General features: G+C 68.4%; 8 protein-coding genes. 2 read left to right on the forward strand and 6 right to left on the reverse strand.

Features of this window, described 5'->3' with window-relative positions:
• Nucleotides 1–53: 53 nt before the first annotated feature.
• The 5 genes from WME95_RS18085 to pglX form a co-directional block, all read right to left on the reverse strand.
• Nucleotides 54–2,240, reverse strand: coding sequence for a DEAD/DEAH box helicase (locus tag WME95_RS18085; protein WP_437909608.1), 2,187 nt, complete (start codon nt 2,238–2,240; stop codon nt 54–56).
• 13 nt (nt 2,241–2,253) lie between these two features.
• Nucleotides 2,254–3,567, reverse strand: a complete 1,314-nt coding sequence (gene brxD, locus WME95_RS18090) for a BREX system ATP-binding protein BrxD (RefSeq protein WP_437909609.1) — start codon at nt 3,565–3,567, stop codon at nt 2,254–2,256.
• A 3-nt stretch (nt 3,568–3,570) separates the two neighbouring features.
• Nucleotides 3,571–6,564, reverse strand: a complete 2,994-nt coding sequence (gene pglZ, locus WME95_RS18095; RefSeq protein ID WP_437909610.1) for a BREX-6 system phosphatase PglZ — start codon at nt 6,562–6,564, stop codon at nt 3,571–3,573.
• Between the two features lie 160 nt (nt 6,565–6,724).
• Complete coding sequence (locus WME95_RS18100; protein ID WP_437909611.1) at nt 6,725–10,549, reverse strand: NACHT domain-containing protein; 3,825 nt, start codon at nt 10,547–10,549, stop codon at nt 6,725–6,727.
• Nucleotides 10,550–10,619: 70 nt separating this feature from the next.
• Entirely contained in the window at nt 10,620–14,621 is a 4,002-nt protein-coding gene (gene pglX / locus WME95_RS18105) for a BREX-6 system adenine-specific DNA-methyltransferase PglX (RefSeq protein ID WP_437909612.1), read from the reverse strand.
• 188 nt (nt 14,622–14,809) lie between these two features.
• On the opposite strand from pglX, the gene WME95_RS18110 reads away from it, so the two are divergent.
• Together WME95_RS18110 and WME95_RS18115 are read left to right on the forward strand one after the other, a co-directional pair.
• Nucleotides 14,810–15,445 carry a hypothetical protein gene (locus WME95_RS18110; protein WP_437909613.1) on the forward strand — a complete coding sequence of 212 codons (636 nt, stop codon included), beginning with the start codon at nt 14,810–14,812 and terminating at the stop codon, nt 15,443–15,445.
• Nucleotides 15,429–15,722 (forward strand): hypothetical protein, encoded by a 294-nt coding sequence (locus WME95_RS18115; protein WP_437909614.1) that lies wholly within the window; start codon nt 15,429–15,431, stop codon nt 15,720–15,722. Before WME95_RS18110 ends, WME95_RS18115 begins: the two co-directional genes overlap by 17 nt.
• A gap of 22 nt (nt 15,723–15,744) precedes the next feature.
• Here the strand turns inward: WME95_RS18115 and brxC are convergent, their stop codons facing one another.
• Complete coding sequence (gene brxC / locus WME95_RS18120) at nt 15,745–19,356, reverse strand: BREX system P-loop protein BrxC (protein WP_437909615.1); 3,612 nt, start codon at nt 19,354–19,356, stop codon at nt 15,745–15,747.
• Between the last annotated feature and the right edge of the window lies 1 nt (nt 19,357).

Consider the following 19,357-nt stretch of genomic DNA (forward strand, 5'->3'; position numbering starts at 1 on the left):
GGCGCCTGCCCCATCGTGGAGATTGGTTGGAGTGCTGGCCTCAGCAGCCAGACCTACGTCGGATCTGCATCGTTGGTCTCGCGAACCTCCACGGTCGGCCGCTGCCGGACATCATCCACGTTACCGGTAGGCCCCGCTCCACTTGCCAAGAACCGTGCCGTTGCTTCGAAGTCGAGCAGGTATCCGCCCACCATCTCGACCTGCCAGGGCTCGGGAAGAACGCGCTGGAACTTGCTCAGACGGTACTCGGGTACGAGAGCAAGAAGCCGGCGGCGGGTCTCTGCGGACTCCCAGAAGCTCGGTGATCGCAACTCGTCGAACAGACGGCTCACCGTGTCGAAGCTCACACCGTCACCCTGCACCTTGATGGAGAAGTTGTCGGGTACAACCTTCCATCCCCCCTTCCACTCGATAGCATATTTGAGCGTCTGGTTGATCCGACCGCCGGCGAAGGTCCACCAGGTGACTGTCGTACCGTCGAATTGGAGTGCGTCCCCGCTGCGCCGGAGGAGCTGGCCGAGGTCGCCGCGCCACTCGGCAAGGGCGGCTTTCGCCTTGGCGTCAAGAAACGGGTACTCCTCGTCCCTGGTAAGGACGTCCTTCATCGCCTGGCACACCTCGAATCCGAGGAATTGCGGGACAAACCCACCCCAGCTCGGCTTCTTGCCGCGGGGAGCGCTGCGGACGCGCACGAGACGTTCCTCGTGGTTGAGCGACACGACGAGCCAGGCGCGCCCGCCGAGCAGGAACGTGCTCATCTCCTCCACGAGGCGATCGACGAACGCTTGCTCCAGGCTGCCCAGATCGCGTTTCGACTCGGTCTGCACCTTGTAGAGGACCGGGCTCGAAAACACCGCGTAAAGCTCGAGGAAGTTCTTCCTGCCGAAGACACGCTCGGCTGTCATCCCCATGCCGAGGAGCCCTCCGGACTCGAACAGATATCCCTCGCGCTTCATGTGTTCGATGAGCGCCAGGTACTCCTCCCGCTGGATGCCCCGGAAGTCCGGCACCCGCTCGAGCATCTGCCAGCAGCGCTCCGCGCTGATGCCGCCGTGTTGCTGGGTCATCGCCAGCACCTGGTGCACCACGACGGGCCAAGCGCGCGTCTCCTCCTTGACGCTCTCCACCCACCCGCGCGCGGCGAGCAGGACCAGCGCCGTGCTCTGGACCATGGACACCGCGTCCTCGCACAGAAAGGTCATGTTGGCCACGGTGCCCGGCCGCCGACCCGTGCGACCCATCCGCTGTAGGAACGACGACACGGTGCTCGGGGCGTTCGCCTGAAACGTGAGGTCGAGGCCCCCGACGTCGATGCCGAGCTCGAGCGTGGACGTGGCGACGATGCAGGCGTTCGTGCCGCGGGCGAAGCGCTCTTCGGCGGCGTGACGCTCCTCCTTCGAGACTGACCCGTGATGTACGAAGACCTCGATCGCGTCGTCGCGCATGTCGTCGGCGACGGCCTCGGTGAGCGCCCGGGACTGGCAGAAGAACAGGCTCTTCCTGCCGCGTCCCTCCCTGACGGCCTCACGCGCGAAGTCACTCGTCTCTTCTCGAAGGTACACCTTGATGAGGCGCTGAGCTTTCGGCCTAGGGGGATCGATGACCACGCTCGGTCGCGCCGAGCTCCCGGCCAGCCAGCGGCCGATGTGCTCCGGGTTCCCGACCGTGGCGCTGAGGCCGATGCGCTGCACGTCGTGCTGCGAGAGCGCTGCGAGACGCTCGAGGACGCTCATCAGGTGCGCGCCCCGGTCCGTTCCGGCGAAGGCGTGGATCTCGTCTACAACGACATAGCGCAGATCCTCGAAGAGCCGCCGCACCGGCACCCGCGGCGACATGAGCATCACCTCGAGGGACTCCGGCGTCGTCATCAGGAGTTCTGCGGGCTCCCGGCAGAAGGCCTCCTTCTGGCTCTGCGGTGCGTCGCCGTGCCAGACGAACCGGCGCAGGCCGACCATCTGCGTGTACTCGCCGAGGCGGACCTCCTGGTTGTTCAGGAGCGCCTTGATGGGCGCGACGTAGAGCGCCCCCACGCCCGAGGGCGGCGCCGCCAGGAGCCCGGCGAGGACGGGAAAGACCGAGGCTTCGGTCTTGCCGCCCGCCGTCGGCGCGAGGACCACGGCGTTCTTGCCGTCCAGGATCGCCTCGCCCGCGAGCTCCTGGACCGCACGGAGGGACGTGAAGCCAAGCTGGTGCGCGATGGCGTGCTGCAGTCGCTCCGGAAAGCGCGAGAACACACTCATCGTCGCCTCAGCCTCACATCGCGACGCCGGCGCCGCCGAAGGCGTCGTCCGGCGGCGGGTCTTCGAGCTTGCGTCCGGCCAGCACGGCCTCTTCCTCGGGGGTCAGCCCCGCTGGCTCGAACCCGAGCAGGCCCTGCGCGTCCTGGTCCGGGTCGTCCGCGAGCACGTCGAGCACATTCACGAACGTCCGCAGGAACTGGCGCGGCACCACGCCCACGTCTCCCCGGAAGCCCGCCGTGACCGTGTCGACGAGCTGCTCGACGAGCTCCCTGGGTAGTCGGCGCTCGGCCTCCTCGGGCGCGAGATCGGGGTGCAGTGAGCGGAGCTTGAGCGCCACCTTGAGCAGGCGCTCGCGGTCGAACGGCCTCAGGGCGAGCTGAGGCTGCCGCAGGCTCGGAACTCCGTTGAATTCCTCGTACTTGATCCGGGCGTAGAGCGCCTCGACGCCCTTCACGCCCTGCCGATCGTCAAAAAACGTAGGTGTGCCCGTGAACACCCAGAGCAGCCCCGGATAGCTGCTCGCGGCGTCCACGATCTGACGGATCGCGTTCAGCGACTTGCCGCGTACGTCGCCGCGCATGCGCAGGATCGTCTCCGCCTCGTCGATGACGATGACGAGCCCGGTGTAACCGGCGCTCTTGATGATCTCCAGGATACCGCGGAGGTACGCCATCGCGTCGCTGCTGGAGATGTCGCCCTTCACGCCGGCGATGCTCTTGAGGCTGGCAGCGACGTTCGAGCTGCCGGAGAGCCACGACACGAGGGCCGAAGCCTCTTGGACGCGCCCTGCCTGCTTCAGCTCGAACACCTTCCTGATCACGCGGATCATGTCGGCGGGCGCCCGACCGCCGGTGAGGGCCACGAGCTGCTCGTCGAGCTTCGCGAGCACCCGCTCGTCGAAGGCCGGATCGTCCTCGCTCAGGCCGAGCTCCACGAGGCCCTCCTCGATGCCGCCGATCCATCGGTCGAGCACGTCTCCCAGCGCCCCCTGAGCGCAGGCCGGCGTGCTCAGGCCGCTGACGACCTTGCGGTAGAGCTCGTCGAACTTGTGGAAGTGAAGATCGTTGTCGGACACCACGACGAAGCTCGTCGCGAAGCCGCTCTTCTGCGCGTCGTGGACGACCAGGTTCGCCATGAACGTCTTGCCGCAGCCGTAGCCGCCGCGGAGGAACTTCACGTCCCCTTCGCCGCTCTTCACCTCGTCGAGCTTCCGCTGGAGCTCTTTCCTGTGCCGCTCGATCCCGACGGCGAACGCCTCCAGGCCCCGGTCGGGCACGGTGCCGTTGCGCAGACGCTGAAAGATGTGAGCCGCGTCGCGGAATGCCATGGGTCAGTCCTTTCTCGCGTACGCCTTCATGCCATTCACCGTGAGCACCTCCACCTCGAAGGGCAGCCGCCGGACGAGCTCGTCGAAGTGCCGGGCGAAGGTGCGCACGCGCCGCGGCGAGCCGAGCACCTGCGCGAGCTCGGCCTCGTTGATCGTGCGGCGTTCCGCGATGATCTCGAGGACGCGCCGGTAAGCGTCGTCTGCGACGAGCTCACCCCAAGCCGGCGTGGCAGGCGCGGGCTGCACCGGCGGCGATGCGCTGGGCTGCTGGGCCTGCGCGTCAGGGGGCGCGCTGGGCGGCCGATTCTGCCCCGGAGGGGGCGCGCTGGGCGGGCGATTCTGCCCCGGAGGGGGCACGCTGCCCCCGGTGGCACGGAGCTTCGGGAGGTGCCGGCTCCGCGCCACGTCGAAGAAGCCCTCGACCACCTTCGACGTCACCTCCTCGACCGCATCCGGGTGGTACACCTCGATGCGTACCTTCTCGTCGGTCTGCCCCTCGAGCTCGAACTCGACGATCGCCTCATCGCGGTTCGGCGGAATCAGGACGCGCCCGTCCGACAGCGCGGCCGGCGGCCCTGCGTCGAGCAGCCCGATGAGCACGTCGGGGCGACCCGGCACGCGCAGCGCCAGGCTGATGCTCTTCGGTGCCAGGAAGCCGAGCGATGCGTTCTCGCGGCTCTGCAGCCGCACGGCCACGCGCAGGCGCTGGCGCCCCAGGTGCGCCGGCTCGGGGTGCGCGACGACCTCGTACCGGGAGGTCGTCTTGCCGCGAACGACCTGCCGGTCGAGGACCAGGACCGGGATCACGCGCTCCTGCAGGCTGTTGCCGCCGTGCACGAACGGCGCGATCTTGTCCTTCGTCTGCCAGAGCGCCGTGTCCGGCCGCAGCACCAAGTAGCGATCTTCCTCCACCTCGTACTCGAGCGCGGAGAGCCGGATCTCCAGCACGTCCGGCATCCCGGAGGGCTCTGACAGGAGCGCGTGCCGTCGCTCGGGCACCTGCTTGCTGGCGCCGAACGGGATGTTGGCCGCCGTGGCGTCCTGCAGCAGAAAGCCGTGATCGGAGGCGATGACGAAGCGCTCGACGCCGGCCTGCGACAGGAGCGAGATCGCCGATTTCAGCAGCGCGAGCGTGTGATCGAAGGTGCCGAGGTGCAGCCCGTGCTCGCCGGCCGTGTCGAGCTCCCGGCTGCGTACCACGACGAGCGGCGGCTTCCCGCCGAGGCGACGCTTGAGCTGCGTGAGGCTCAGGTCCTGGAGCTCCTCCAGCTCGATGTCCTCGGCGTTGTGACCCGGGCCGTGAAGGCTCCGCTGGCTCATAGCGCGCACGCGCTCCGTCGGCTCGCGCACGCTGAACTCCCCGGCGACGAATCCGTCGATCTTGCCGTCCTTCATCGCCGGGCGGAGCCGCCCGTTCCGCTCGACGGGGGCGAGCGCGTTCATGCCGATCGCGGTCTCGGTCGGCAGCTCGGCGAGCCGCGCGCCGAGGCTCGCGCGGTATTTCTCGCGCCGGAGCTCCTCGGCGAGGCCCTGCGCCATCTCGAAGCGGAGGGCGTCGACGAGGAGGAACGCCACGCGCCCCCCTTGCTCCACGAGCGGGTGCACGACGTCCTCGTAGACGGCCCGCTGCCGCAAGCTGCGTCCGGGCAACGGGCCGTGCGCGACGCAGAGCTCGAAGAAGGCCCGGTTGATCGCGTCCGCCCAGTCGCGGTACGCGCGGCGCACGGCCTTGCGGACCTCCAGCAGCGCGTCGTAGTCGTCGAGATCGGAGGCCAGCAGCGCGTGGGCTCGTTGCTCGAACAGCCGGTGCTGGCGGTCGACCGGGGCGAGCTTCTCCGCGTAGCGCTCCACCGCCTCGTCGAGCGAGCCGCATCGGTCCAGCCCCTTGCGCGTCGTCGCGAGGGCGCGCCCCGTGATCGCCGCCCGGCGGAGGATCTCCCAGGTGCGCTGCAGCGCGGGCGAGCGACGGACCCAGAAGCACGTCTCCGGCGTCCGGGGACCGGCCAGCTCCTCGGCGCCGTCCCACTCGCCGCGGCGCAGGGCGCCGAGCGCCGCGGCGCGCATCGTGGCCTCCTCGAAGCGGAACGTGTCGATGGCGCCGAGCGCGCCCGCGTGGTGGCTCGTGCGCTCCTGCCGCAGGTGCTCCTGCAGCTCGTTGGCGAAGAGCTCGTAGGCGTCGGCGTGCTGCTCCCGGAAGCGTGCGGCGAGGCGGCGGCAGTCCTTCTCGAGCGGGCCGAGCTTGGTCAGGGCCTGAAGCTCCGGCGTGACCGGCGGCTCCTTCAGATCGTGGACGAACTCCACGGCCATGAGCCAGCTCGCGACCAGCGTGGCCACGGCGGTCGCGGTGAGCTGCGCCTCGCCGATGCGGTAGTTTCGCCAGGCGGCGCTGAGCCCGAGGCCCTTCTCGAGGAACGCGACGACTTGCTCTCCGTGCTCGGGAAGGTGGGCACGGAGGCGCGGATCGTCGGCCAAGAGCCCGAGGACGACGTCATCGAGCCCCCGGCTCTCCAGGAGCAGCGTGATCTCTCCCTTGGGCTGCGCCTGCAGCTCCTCGAGCCAGCGATCCGCCTTGTCGAGGCTGAGCCCCGGCGTGCGGACGAAGGTGTCGGTCTGCTCCAGCGTCGCCGCCCCCACGGCTGCCTCGCGGACGAGCGTACTCAGGCTCTTCTCGAAGACCACACCCGCCTTGTAGAGCTCGAACACGGGGGTCTCCTTGACCGTTTCCTTGTTCACGCCGGGGAGGTGGATGAGGACGTGATCGGGATGCAGCGCGCTCCCGTGCGGATCGAGCGCGAGCATCAGCTCGAGGTAGCTGCCGCGGTACGCCACCACGGGGTACGAGAACCCGAAAGCGCCTCCGCGGAGGGCGTCGACGAGCGGGGTGTACTGCCGGTCCGCGTCGACCCACACCACGAGGCCACGCTCGCGGACCTTCTTGCTGACCTCGGCGGCGAGCGCGCGGCTCGCCGCGCCTCGGTGGGGCTCTGCGCTGGGCATGATCCTGCGGTGACGCTATCACGTTGCGCGCAATGTCTGAAGGCGGCGGAGCGCCGGCACGGAGGTCGTAGGCTCAGCGGCCACGGCGCGATCGCTCGCGATGCGCGGTCTCCCTGTGAGCCGGATCCCGACACCAGGCCGCGGTGCTGAGCCCATCGCGTCAGGGCTCGTCGTGCAGGCTCGGAGTGGATTCCCCCATGAAAAAAAGGAGCTCTTCGGCTGCATCGCTCAGACGGACGCAAGGCCAGCGGATGTCGGTCGAAACCCAGGGCAAGTCGTCATCGGTGAGCCTGCGTGTGGCCCGCACGAGCTCGCCCCGTAAAGCGGAGTCCGATAGATGGCTCCAGAGGCGGCGCGCCATGCGGAGGAAGGGGAGCGCAACAGCTTGATCATGGTCCCGGAGCGCCTCCAGACAGGCCCTTCCCCACGCTTCGGGAGCTGCAGCCAGGAGGCGCTGCGCGTCGTCGGGCTCGAGGCCCTGATCGTCGTCATTCAGGAACGGACGCAATGAAGCCGCACGTTCTGCGAGCAGCGCTGCCTCTTCGGGGTGCAAGAGGATGAGGTACGAGGTGGCCTGATGGATCAGCGGGTTCGGGTCGGTGCTCGCCACGAGCAGGGCCAGCATTCGCTCGATCTTCGGCAACATCCGCGCGCGCACGGCGGCGCTCAACCAGCGTGAGAGATCGAACGAGAAGAACGGCTCTTCGGAGGGCCACCCGGCCGTGTCGCAGATCCGCCTCTCGAGCTCCGACGCCACCTCCTCAGGGAAATCTCCTTCCATCCAGGCCTGCAAGGACGCATCGAACCTGTCGCGATCTGTTCCATGCGCCCAGGCGATAAGGTCTTCCATGATCTCTCGATCGTTTTCCCAGGCCGGCCACAAGCCACGCAACCGGAGGCCGAGGCCTGCAGGGTGCAGCTTCACCATCTTGCCGTCGGAATCGGGCCGTCCGCGCGTGGCGTAGTCCCATGCGTCTCGGGCAGAAGCCATCGCAGCTGCCCGAATCGATGGGTGATGCAGGGCTCTCTGAGAGGGTGGGCACCACGGGATGAGCGGCGCCATGAACGGGTTGTGAGGCAGCCACGCTGCGTAGACCGCCACGGCATCGGGCTCCCCCCTGGCGGCGAGCGGCTCGAGCGCCACGCCAGGGAAAGACGAGGGGTCCTCGACGTCGACGCCGTTCCGCCATCTCGCCACGAGAGCCCGGCTGATCTCAGGGTGTCGCAGGGCCGCGCGACCCAGGGCGTCCTGCGAGCCTGCCGGCATCGCGATGCTCCCGGAGCTCTCCAGCAGGTGGAGGGCAGCCTCCGGAACATGCTCAGCCGCCAGGCAGAGGGCGTGCATCCGATCGTTGGGCCAGGCGGGCATCAGGGCGAGCGCCTCCTGGACATCGCGCTTCAGGAAGCCCTCGGCGACAATCTGGAGCAGCTCCTGTCTGACGAGGCTCGATGGAGGGGCGAAGGAGGAGTCGCCGGCGGTGCGCTCGACGGCGGGCCGCGAGGGCGCAAAATCCGGTCGTAGCGCCTCGGGCCAGTGGCGCTCCAGCCAGGCTCGCCCCTCCGGTATGCTCCCGTGGGCTTCGATTGCCCGGTAGGCCGAAGGCCGGTGTTCGCCGCGAGACACGAGCTCCTTCAGCTTCGTCAGGAGCGCGTGAGTATCTGCTTCACCAGGAAGCAATGCCAGGGCTGCAGCTTCGGACGACAGCCATCTGCCATGGGCGAGCAGCACCTGCAGGTACTCGCGGTCGCCGTCGCTGCGAGGCGCATGACGAAGCACCTCGGCCGCCACGAAGGCCGGACGCCCCCAGGCTGAGGATTCCATAGAGTACCCTTCGTCCTGAACCTCCCAGAACAGGATATCGCGGACCTCCGCCTCCTCTTTCCAGTGCGCCAGCCGCGAGATCGCCACTGCGCGGACCGTCGGATCTTGCTCGTAGAGCCTCTCGGCCCACGCCTCGGCGTCACCTTGGCCGTGCTCTGCGAGCCATGAGGCCCGGTGGCCCGAGGCGAGCAGGACAGGCTTCAGCTTCGGCCACAGTTCCTCCCAGACCCGACCGCCATCGAGCGCGATTCTCCGGACCTCGGCGCCCACGCGGCGTCTCTGCCACGCGGAGGTCTCATCGGTTACCCAAACGAACAAGGCCGAAGCCAGCTTGCTCGCGATCGGGGCGGAGGCGCGCTCACGATCCCGGGCCGCCTCGATCGCCACAAGAGTTCGCCGCAAGCGGGCGTCGCCAGCATCCGTGGGGACGGGATCGAGGAGGCCCGAGAGCAATTTCAACGCACGTCTTGGATCGGTATCCCAGCAGCGGTCCAGGGCCAGGCGCGTCACCTCGCCGGCCCAGGGCTTTCCGGCTGTGGTCATGAACTCTTGGTCGCTTCTGCGCAGCAGGGCCCCGGCTGCGAGGTACTCTGCCATGGGGCGCAGCGGAAATTCCCATGCATCCCCGTGCACTTGGCGGATCAGGCCGAGCGTGAGCTCGGCGGTCTCGATCGCCGGCTCTACCTCCGCCACCCGGACGACCTGCGCGAGGGCGGCCTCAAGAACCGACCGCGGCAGCGGGCGGCCTCCCTGCGCAAGCGCGTCAAGGGCGACTTGCTCGAAAGCCTCGGTCAGCCGTTGCCATGCGGAGGGATCCCGATCCTCCGCCCATCGGCGGAAGAGGTCGTCCGTGAGGCGCCGGAAGAGTCTCGCCCTTCCCGCGGTCTCGCTCGTCTGCTCCGGCTGCTGCAGAGCGATCAACGTGCTGCACAGCGGGTTCTCATGCATCGACGATGAGGCAATGGCCGCTTTCGCGGGAGCCCCACGCCCTTGCCTCTCCATGTGGCGTGCCCACAGGGACGAGAATTCCTGCCAGTCTTGTTCCCGCCATGCCGGAAGCTCGACCTGCGTTGCCTCCGGCAGCAGCAGCGGATGCAGGTGAGACGTCCGGCAGGTCACGGCGACAGCCTCGACGGAGCGGCGGCCATGCAGGGCGGTGATCTTCTGCAGCACAGCGTGCTGGATTCGCTCTTCGACCTCGTCAAGCCCGTCGACCAAGACGATCCACTGGCACAGGGGATCGGCCCAGAGCCGAGCCAGGCCGTCGAACGGCATGTGCGCGATGAGGCTGTCGAGCTGTGCTCCGGCGAGCTCGGCAGCTCGGATGCGCAAGGGGAGTGGCGCAGCCTCATCGCTCGCAGCCCGCTCGGCCAGCTGCGACGCCGCGTGCAGGAGCGCGACCGTCTTTCCGGCACCCATGGGCGCGAGGACCAGGATGAGCGGCTTACCGGTGCTCCGAGGGGTGAGCCACTCGACGAGCGTTCCCTCATGCCTTGGTGGCCGGGTGCTGCCCGGCGAGCGATCGCCCGACGCGCGCTGCGGCTCGGCAGGCAGCGCCCCGCCGTGGGACGCGAGCCGAAGGACCTGCTGGACCAGCACCTCTTCGAGGCGGATATCACCAGCTCCTGGACGACGGAGCGGGAGCGGGTAGAGCGGTCCGGCCTGCCGCAGCTCGCGGCACGCCTGCGCGCAGTATCCCTGCCGCAACCCCGTCCGGTCCTGCTGCGACAACCACGGACCGCTGCCGCAGTGCTGGAGCAACAGTTCGGAAAAATGTTCCCAGTCCCAGACTTGGAGGTCGACCTGGTGATTGCGACTTAATTGTCGCGCCTTGTCCTGGACCTTTGCCGAAACCGGCGCGGTCGTCACGACCACAACCGTGTCGATGTCCTGACGGTTCTGGAAGCTCTGGAGTAACCGGACCACGTTCTCGAGCTCTGCCGGTATCAGGCGCTTCGCTATATAGTTCTTTGCCTGAAAGGCCCATAGCCGACCGGTGCCGGCCGGTCGTCTGTCCCGTGCCAGGACGTCGAGGCCGTGCTGCCCTTGGCCTTGTCGACCGTAAAGGGCGGCGTGCGGATCCCCGAGGTAATCGCGGGCGAACCGGGCAATCGTTCGCTCGAGCGTTTTCCAATCGTCCGGAGGAGGAATCTGGGAGGGCATCGAGTCGGCTGTGTCGCGGCGCAGGATACTACACTACATTTCACCCGGGAGCGACTTCGGACACCCAGCTCTAGGCATCTTCCGCGTCGTCCGCCTCACCCGCATCGGGCTCTTCGGGTTCGTCGGCCTCGGTCTTGGCAGCCTTGCGCTCGCGGCGCTTCTGCTCCGCCGCCTCGATGGCGCGGGCCTCGGCGGCGTGCTCCAGGAGGAAGCGCTTGCGGTGGCCGTCTGAGCCGGGCTCGTCGATCGTGAAGTCGGGCCGGATCTCGTTCTTGAGGCGGAGCTCCCAGGCGTATGCCTTGGCGGGGTGGTACTTCCAGAAGCAGCCGTGAGCGACGGCGAGGCTCGGGTCCTTCTGGCACTTGTCGTCGACGCGGGCCGGGAAGTAGCGGGCTGCGAGGTGGGACCAGTCGTAGTCCTTGCGGCCGTCGGCGAGGCAGAGCTGCTTCCACCACTTCTTGGGGTCGTTCCACTGCGGGGCGAGCAGGGGCCAGAGGGCGGCGCTGTTGATCATCACGCCGTCGTCGAGGTCCATGCGGAAGGTCGCGTCCGCCGCGCGGGGAGGGCAGGCCGGGTCCGTGGGCGGGGCGCCGCGCTCGGCGCACTGGGTGACGGCCTCGATGAAGTCGGCGAGCTCGTCGCGCAGGCGCTTGACGGTGGCGTACTGCTTCTCGGCGGCGATGGCGGTCTTCTTGTCGGTGCTGGCGCGGGCCTGGCTGAGGTCGGCGATCTCGCCGTCGAGCTTGCGCAGGAGCGGGTGCAGATGATCGGCGAGCAGGGCTTGCAGGGTGTTGTCCGCCCAGCGGTGGATGCTCACCCAGGCGACGAAGTTGCGCTTGTCGCTGCTGAGCGGGAAATAGATGGGGCGGTTCTCGTAGAGGGCCTTGTGGTAGGCGAAGAAGTCTTTGCGGAGCCAGTCGCGCAAGGGCTGCTTCTTGCCGGTGCAGATGGCGTGCTGGTGCTCGGCCCAGGCGCGGAGGACGGGAGCGGCGGCGGGGTGGGGGAGGGAGTCGGGGAGGTGATCACTGGGGCCGACGAAGAGCATGCCGGCGGGGAGGGCGTCCGGGGGCGCGGCGTCGAGGATGCCCTCCCCGCCGGCGCTGAAGCGGCCGAGGGCGACGCCCAGGGCGAAGGAGACGGGGGCCTCCGGGGCGGGAGGGTCGTGGACGGGCTCGTAGGGCGGGAGCGGGGCGTCGTCGGGGCGATCGACGGCGCGCTGGGCCCAGTCCTGGGCGTGGCGCCAGGGGGAGGGGCCGGGGCGGCGGAACTCGACGGAGGGCTCACGGTGGGATTCGTGCTCGGTGAAGGCGCCATTTAGGGTGCCGAACACTTCATCCGATCCAAGTACACTCCACATCGGCAACCGAGCTGTGTCCCCGGGTTGGAAATGTACTGTGGGATTTAAGCTCTCCAGGACGAATGTCGCACGTGCACTGTTGAATAAACATACACAGTCCGCCACGTTCGGTGGATAGGTCGAGGCTCCCATGTCGCCGATGATGCTCGGGACTCGATGCGTGCGCCCGCCGAAGTGAGCGCCAATCATCGTGAATGCCACCCCCGGACGCAGATAGAATTCAGAGCTCTGGGGGTAGGCATTGTATCTAAAATCAAGAGATACCTTTACAGCAAGTCCCGCGGTTCCCCAGTTGATGGCAGTTCCGACTGGATCGATCCACTTCTTTCCGGCTGCACCCTTGATGTAGGGCAGCCAGCGTCTCGGTTTCGCGTTGTTTAGAACGGTCGCGGATAGTTCGACAGTATGCTGCAGAAGTTCCCAAGGGCACCGCAGATAACGTGTATTATCGGAGGTGCGAAGACCAATCCTGGAGGGGCCTTCCCCCCCTAGCTTCGGCGCTGCGGCGTACCGTTCGAGGAACTCCTTCGTCCACCAATACACGATAGGCTCACCCTCGATAACCTCGAAGTTCTTCGGATCAAACTCGTAGCGCCCCACCTGCGCGAGCACCGCGGCACGCTTCCTGTTTGTGCGCTGCCGATCGTAGGACTTGTCGCCGAAGGGGGTTGGCTGCACTCCGAGGCTCGGATCTCCTGGATGGCGTGCACGACGAATGATCGGTGCAGCGACCGCGAGAACCTCGTTCGGCACTTCGTCAAACGCACCCCGATCGAAGTCACCGATCAAACGAAGGTCAAATTTCGAGAGTACCCATTTGCGCAGTTCCTCGTACTGCCCTAGGAACATCCACCCCCGCATCGTGATGAGAGCGCAGATTCCTCCCTCGCGCGCGAGCTCCAACCCCCGATCCATGAATGCTGCATACAGATCGGCCTTCCCCCGCGGATAGTACTTCGCCACGTACTCGAACTGCGCCGTTTTGCTGATCCCCTGGTACGGCGGGTTCCCCACGACCACGTCGTAACTCCACTCCTTTACAAGCTGCACGAACCTCACGCCCGAGGCTACCTGCTCCCCATGCAGCCGCAGTCCCAGGTCCTCCGATGCCGAGTGCGCCTCCAGAAAGCGCTTCAGCTTCTCGACCACAGCCTCCCTGGCCGCCTCGAACGACAGCTGCACCTGCTGCATCGCGAACCCCCGGAACAGGTCTCCTTGGCCCGCCTTGCCGCGCTCGATTTGCCGCGTGGCCTCGTTCAGCGCCTCCCGTATCGCGTCGTCGACCTTGAGCAGCGACCCCAGGTAGTCGACGCCGGCGATCCCCTTGACCAGCTTGCGCGTGAGCACCTCGGCGATCCCGGCCTCCCGCTCGAGCTCGCGGCAGAGCTCCAGCAGCGCCGGATCGTCGTCCGGGAGGTCTCCGAGCCGCAAGCTCGGCGCGACCAGGCTCATCCGGCTGAGCTGCGCCTCGGGGGCAAACAACCTGGCCCGCAGCGCGAGCGCCGCCGCCGCGATCTGGATGGCCCGCGGATCGATGTCGATGCCGTGCAGGTTGTTCGCAAGGATGCTCTCCGCGATCTCCTCATCGCGCCACACTTCGCCCCGGTGCCTGGCCTCCTCGCGGTACAGCTCGGCCAGCAAGCCGAAGGCGATCACCAGGAAGTGCCCGGAGCCGCACGCGGGATCGAGCAGCTTCACCTCCCGGATCGACGCCGGCGCCTTCGCCACCGCATCCTCCGGGATGGGCTGCTGCACATAGTACTTCCATGCGCTCTCGAGCCCCGGCTCGATCGGCATGAGCGCGTCGAGCGCCACCTCGCCGGCCTCACGCTTCGCCCGCCACGCGGCCCGGCGCGCCTCCAGCACGGGCAGCACGGCCTCGGCCTCGGGTGTCCAGCCGTTCTCCGGCTTGCGGCAGATCGCGAGCCACGTGAGGCCTAGGCTGTTCTGGAGCAGCCACTCGACCATGTAGCGCTCGGTGAACATCTGCGTCTTGCTGGCGATCTCGTGCGGTTCGATCTTGCCGCCGCCCGCGATCTTCGCGTCGAGCTGCTCGCGCTCCGGGTCGTTCCAGTACTGGTAGACCCAGCCGAGCGTGGTGTCGTCGCCCCAGGCGGACGCGAGCGCGGGATCGTTCAGCGCGGTGATCACCTCCCGCAGCACGGCGGCGGGCACCGGGAAGAGCGGCGTCAGGCCCACGGGGCCGAAGAGCCCGGGCAGATCGACGGCGAGCTCGGCGAAGACGGCCTCGAGCAGCGCGCGGTAACCGCGCGTGTCGTCGCTCGCCAGCGGACCGGCATAGTGCACGAACTCCTGCTCGTAGGCAGGGCTGCTCCAGCCGCCGGTCACCACGGCGGGGCGGAGCACGCCGTGGTGCTCCAGGATGCGCACGAGCACGAGCCGGTTGAGCAGCGTGTGCGCCGCCTCCTTCGCGGCCTGCTGCAGGAACCGCTGGCGGAGCTCCGCGTCCGCGCCCTTGCCGGCCTTCTTGTCCTTCGGCTTGCGGGCGCTGCGCACCTGCTCGTCGATCCACGCTTCGAGGCGCTCCCGCCGGCAGCGGCGGGCCTCGGGGAGCTGGGCCTTGGAGGGCGCGACGTCGAGGCGATACTCGCCCCTGGCGGCCTCGGTGAGCTGGTCGATGAGGCGGGCGCGGAGCCCGCGAACGGCCTTGCGAAGGGCTTCCTTCGCGTCGCTGGTCAGGAAGGTCTGGGTCATGGTGAGCGCAACGGCACGCGGCATCGCGGCGAGCCCGTGGAGGATACAGCCACGGAGGTGAGGGACCCCGGACGAACTTCGCCAGGTGTCAAAGACGACCTCTTGCGTACCTCCCAGCGTGCCGGTGCGAGAAAATCGCCGCCCGAGCTGGTGGGAACGTCGTCTGTGAGAGGCTAAACTGCGAGGGCATGACGGCTCCCGCGGCGCCACCCTCCACGCCCTCCGCACCGGCGACGCCGCAGGCGTTCTTCGACTACCACCGGACGGTCATCGGCTACCACGGCACGCGCCGGTCCACAGCGCAGGCCCTCGTCGACGGCGCCCCCTTCACCGCCAGCACCAACGACGACGACTGGCTGGGGCATGGGATCTACTTCTGGGAGTACGCACCCCAGCAAGCCTGGTGGTGGGCGCGCCGCCGGTACGGGGAGGATGACGCGGCCGTCGTGGGCGCCATGATCCACCTCGGGAGGTGCCTCGACCTGCTCGATCCTGCCAACGCTCGGCTCCTCGGCACGGCGCACGCGAATCTACTTGCCGCGCTTGCCGCAGCCGGACAGAAGGCACCCGGGAACGCGAACACCCACAAGTACCTGGATTGCGCGGTTTTCCAGTACTTGTTCTCGAAGCTCGATGAGGCCGGCTACCACTACGAGAGCGTCCGGGCGGTGTTCGTCCCGCTACGAGCGGGTGGTATGCCAAGGTTGTGGGAGCGGAGCGGTGTCTTCGAAGGCGGACATATTCAGATCAGCGTGCGGGAGCCCAGGAACATCCTGGCTGTCTGGTCGGTGCGAAAGGATGGTCGCTATGGCAAAGGCCCCTAAGCTGAAAAAGACCACGAAGCGAAAAAAGGCTCCAACCCCTGCGGCGGCGAGCACGCAGCCGGGGCCGGCCGCCGCTCCTCCGTCGACTGGCCCGGAGTGGACGGTCGAGGCCCTGACCCAGGCTCTCCAGACCACGACGGTCGACGAGGACATCGCTCTGCTCAAGCGCGCCGGCATCCTCACCAAGGAGGGCAAGCTCGCGAAGCTCTACACGAGCTGGGGAGACAAGGTTTCCCGCACACCGGAGATCAACGAGCTGGGCGAGATGGACGGCTGAGAGCGCGAACGCTGCCTCGGACTCACCGCAGTCGCACGCGGTGGTGCGCGGCGAGCTCGTGGAGAATGCGGCGGCGGACCTCGTCGAGCAGGCGCTCCAGCTCGGCGGCGGTGTCGACCTCGCGGCCGCTGAGCTGGAGCGCCACCTCGACGACGGGCGTGTCGCCCAGGCCCTCGAGCAGCGCGTCCAGCTGGGCCAGGGCCTTCGCCTCGGACGCCTGGCGGCGCATCGCGAGCTGGCCCTCGAGGACGTCGAGGGCCGGGACGACGGCGCGCTCGTCCGTGTTCGCGGCGGCGCCGTCGCTCAGATGGCGGAGGACGCTGTGCCGCTGGTCCGGATTGAGGCGCTCGAACCCGTTCCTCCGCTTCAGGCGCTCGCTTGCGAGCTCGACCTCCTTCGCGTGCGCGTCGAGCATCGCGCGCCGGCGGGCGCGGTACTCGCCGCGGAGGAGCTCCACGTGCGGCATGAGCTCCGCCGTGTCCTCCCAGGCGCGCTCGGTGCGGAGATGCGCCTTGATGGCGCCCGCGGCCGCGCGTGCCTCCTCCGAAGGGGATAGCGCCTCGAGGCCGGGCCAGGCGTAGTTCAGGACGTCCTCCGCCTGGCGGAGCACCTCGATGGCCTGGTCCGTGAGATCCGTCTCCATCCGGCGGATCAGGGTGAGCCCGTCCCTCAGCACGTTGAGCGAGCGCTTGACGGCGAGGACCGTGGGCTCCACCCGCCGATCCCGGCGGCACGTCTCGAGCGCGCCCTCGAGGTGGGTCAGGGCCGGCGGATAGACGGCGTTCTTCGGCAGGCGGCGGAAGCGCGTCCCGAGCTCCGTCAGCCGCTCGCGCACGCGGGCGAACCGCTCCGCCACGGCGTCGGCGATGGCGTCGTTGTCCCGCGCCACGTCCTTGCCGAGCAGGTCCCGAAACAGGGCGCAGATGGCGGTCCGGTCACGCGGCGTGAGGAGCTCGACCGTGTTCTCGGTGAGCCTCGCCTTGCGGAGCCCCGTCTCCTTGAGCAGCTCCCGCGCGCCCTCGTCCCGCGGGCTCGTGATCTCACCGGCCCCGGCGATCTCGATGCGGAGCTTCCTGCCGCGCAGCAGGCCGACGACGGCGGCGCGGAGCACGTCCGGCGGCACGCCGTGCGGCGGCGCGCCGAAATGCGCGAGGAGCGTGGCGCCGGTGATGCCGCCGTGCTCCCTCACGTACGCGAGGACGTCCGTGGGGACGCGGCCGGTACAGGTGACCTCGTAGCGCCCCGCGTCCAGGCTGAGGATGCCGAGACGATCCTGGCCGAGCACCGGGGGGGGCGCCGTCAGCTCCGCGTTCTCGATGAGGTACAGGATGTCCTTCTCGGAGACGGAGAACATCGTCGGGTGCGGGTAGAGCTCGCTCACGACCAGGTTGCCGAACGCGGAGAGCGCCGCGGTGAAGGTGGCCCCCACGTCGCGCGGCGACCTCTCGCGCCCACGGAAATAGAGCTGACCCGCCATGAACGCGCCCTTCACGGCTTCCGTGAGCTCCCGCCGGGCTGTATCCATGCGGTTCCGCTCCTCGATGAGCAGGCGCTGCTTGTCGTCCGACAGCGAGCTCTGACGGCCGCCGTAGCGCTCGATCATGCGCTCCGACCGCACGAGCTTCTTCGCGGCGTGCCGCGCGGCGTCCACGTCCCCCGCGACCCATACGATGCGGTCGCGGTACGCCTGGGTGTCGCTGCGCGGCACCCACTGCTCGGCGCCTTCTCCCTTCGTGAACTGGAAGTCCACGGTCACCACCGTGTACTTGCGCTCGTCCTTGATGTGGACGTCCTTCGACCGGACGCTGTCCGAGAAGAGCGCGAGCCACGGGAGCGAAAGGCCCTGGAGCGAGGGGCGCTCGGCGTCGCCGAGGAGCAGATCGAGCGCCTTGACGACCTGCTCCGAGAGCTGCTCCGCGCCTGGCTCGTAGCTCTCGCGCTCGCGTTGCCACTCCTGCCCGGCCGAGCTCTCGATCTTGTACCCGGTCTTCTCGGAGTAACCGAGCAGGCTCTCGCCGGCGAGGACGTCGAGCCCCTTCTGGACCTCCGGCTGGAGGTTGCCCTGCCCGACGAGCTCGTAGAGGCATCGCGCAATGAGCTCCGCCGACGTCTTCTGGTGGTCCTGCACCAGCTCGAGCAGCGCGACGGCCTTGACCACGCGCGCCATGAGCGGGTTTTTCTGCTTGGCGGCGAGATCGAGCGCGCGGGCGATCGTCATCTGGACGTCGGCGGCGAGCGCGCTGTGGAGCACGTCGTAGACGAGGTCGATGGTGATGAGGCGGCCCATCTCGTAGCGCGCGAGGTCCCGCTCGCGGAACAGATCGCCGAGGAGCTGGAGCAAGCCGCGGATCGTGTGCGCGTCGCCCTGCGTCCTCGCCGAGCGCGATCTGAGGGCGGTCGTGATGTCGAGCAGCAGGTCGATGTGCCCCGGCAGCAACGGGTACACCTCGACGAAATCCGTCTCCGAGATCTCGTCGCCGCGGTAGGCGTAGAGCGCGAGCTCGGTGCGGTGTGCGTGAAAGAGCTCCTTGAGGTCCGGCTCGAGGAGCCTCTGCTTCCGGAGCAGGCGCTTGTGGACGACGTCACGGATGTTCGCGACGCCCAGGTGCACGCGCAAGGACGACGGGAAGCGATCCTTCAGCTTGAGGATGGGCGCGGCGACGCCGGTGCCTTCTTCGAGCTTCTGCTGTCCGGTGGCGAGCAACCAGGCCTTGCCCTTCATCCGCTGCCCCAGCGCGGCGACGAAGGACTGGAGCGCGAGCATCCGGTCGTCGTCGTCGTGCACGTACTGGCTCACCTCGTCGACGACGAAGAACAACGTCCGCCCAGGGCAGCGCTGGTCCATCATCTGCTGAATCGCCTGCACCGCCTCGTCCGCGGACCGCTTGCCCTCGAAGCGGGATCCGGTGCGGCTGTCCACCCACGCCATCGGGTGCGTGAAGAGGTCCGGCTGGAGCGCGTGCAGCGCTGCGGAGAAGTAGTCCTCCACGAGCTGGCTGTCCTTGAGCTGGCCCCAGGGCTTGCGGTGCACCGCGAGCACCTTGTCCATGAAGGCGGCGTGCAGCCCCTCGAGCTCCAGCTTCAGCTCGTACTCGGCGACGAGATTGCTGGTCGTGGAGTAGGCGAGCCGGTGCTGCAGCTGACGCACCACGACGGCGTGGATGTGCTCGTCGTCCCGCGCCTTGCTGCCGATGTCGAAGACGACCGCGACCGGCTGGATGCCGCTCACCAGGCGCTGCCATGCGGCGCGCAGATCGGGCGCGCTAGGGGAGTGATCCTGGGTGAGCAGCGCCTCGGTGAGGGGCTTCCCGCCGGCGAGCTTCCGGCCGTCGAGCGAGAGCCCCAGAAGCTTTGCGAAGCTCGACTTGCCGGAGCCGTAGAAGCCGGATATCCAGCTCGCGGGCAGCTCGGGTCCCCCGGGCTTCTGGAGCTCGCGGTGCATCGCGGACAGGAGGCGAACGAACTGCTCGTGGATCCCCCCCTCTGTCGCGCGCGGGTCGCCGGCCGGGTAGCCGCCGGTGATGATGTACTCCTCCACCTCGCGCTTCAGCTCGGCCGGCTCTTGCTCGTGAAAATACACGACCGGCGGGATGGTGCGGGTGACGTCTCTTTCGAACAGGTCTCCAATCAGCATC

Source organism: Sorangium sp. So ce327, assembly GCF_051530205.1.
Lineage (GTDB): Bacteria > Myxococcota_A > Polyangia > Polyangiales > Polyangiaceae > Sorangium > Sorangium cellulosum_B.

Excerpts from the sequence above, each read along its gene's own strand:
- WME95_RS18085 (WP_437909608.1), bottom strand. The coding sequence starts at position 2,240 with ATGAGTGTGTTCTCGCGCTTTCCGGAGCGACTGCAGCACGCCATCGCG.
- WME95_RS18110 (WP_437909613.1), top strand. The coding sequence starts at position 14,810 with ATGACGGCTCCCGCGGCGCCACCCTCCACGCCCTCCGCACCGGCGACG.
- WME95_RS18100 (WP_437909611.1), bottom strand. The coding sequence starts at position 10,549 with ATGCCCTCCCAGATTCCTCCTCCGGACGATTGGAAAACGCTCGAGCGA.
- brxC (WP_437909615.1), bottom strand. The coding sequence starts at position 19,356 with ATGCTGATTGGAGACCTGTTCGAAAGAGACGTCACCCGCACCATCCCG.
- brxD (WP_437909609.1), bottom strand. The coding sequence starts at position 3,567 with ATGGCATTCCGCGACGCGGCTCACATCTTTCAGCGTCTGCGCAACGGC.
- pglZ (WP_437909610.1), bottom strand. The coding sequence starts at position 6,564 with ATGCCCAGCGCAGAGCCCCACCGAGGCGCGGCGAGCCGCGCGCTCGCC.
- WME95_RS18115 (WP_437909614.1), top strand. The coding sequence starts at position 15,429 with ATGGCAAAGGCCCCTAAGCTGAAAAAGACCACGAAGCGAAAAAAGGCT.
- pglX (WP_437909612.1), bottom strand. The coding sequence starts at position 14,621 with ATGACCCAGACCTTCCTGACCAGCGACGCGAAGGAAGCCCTTCGCAAG.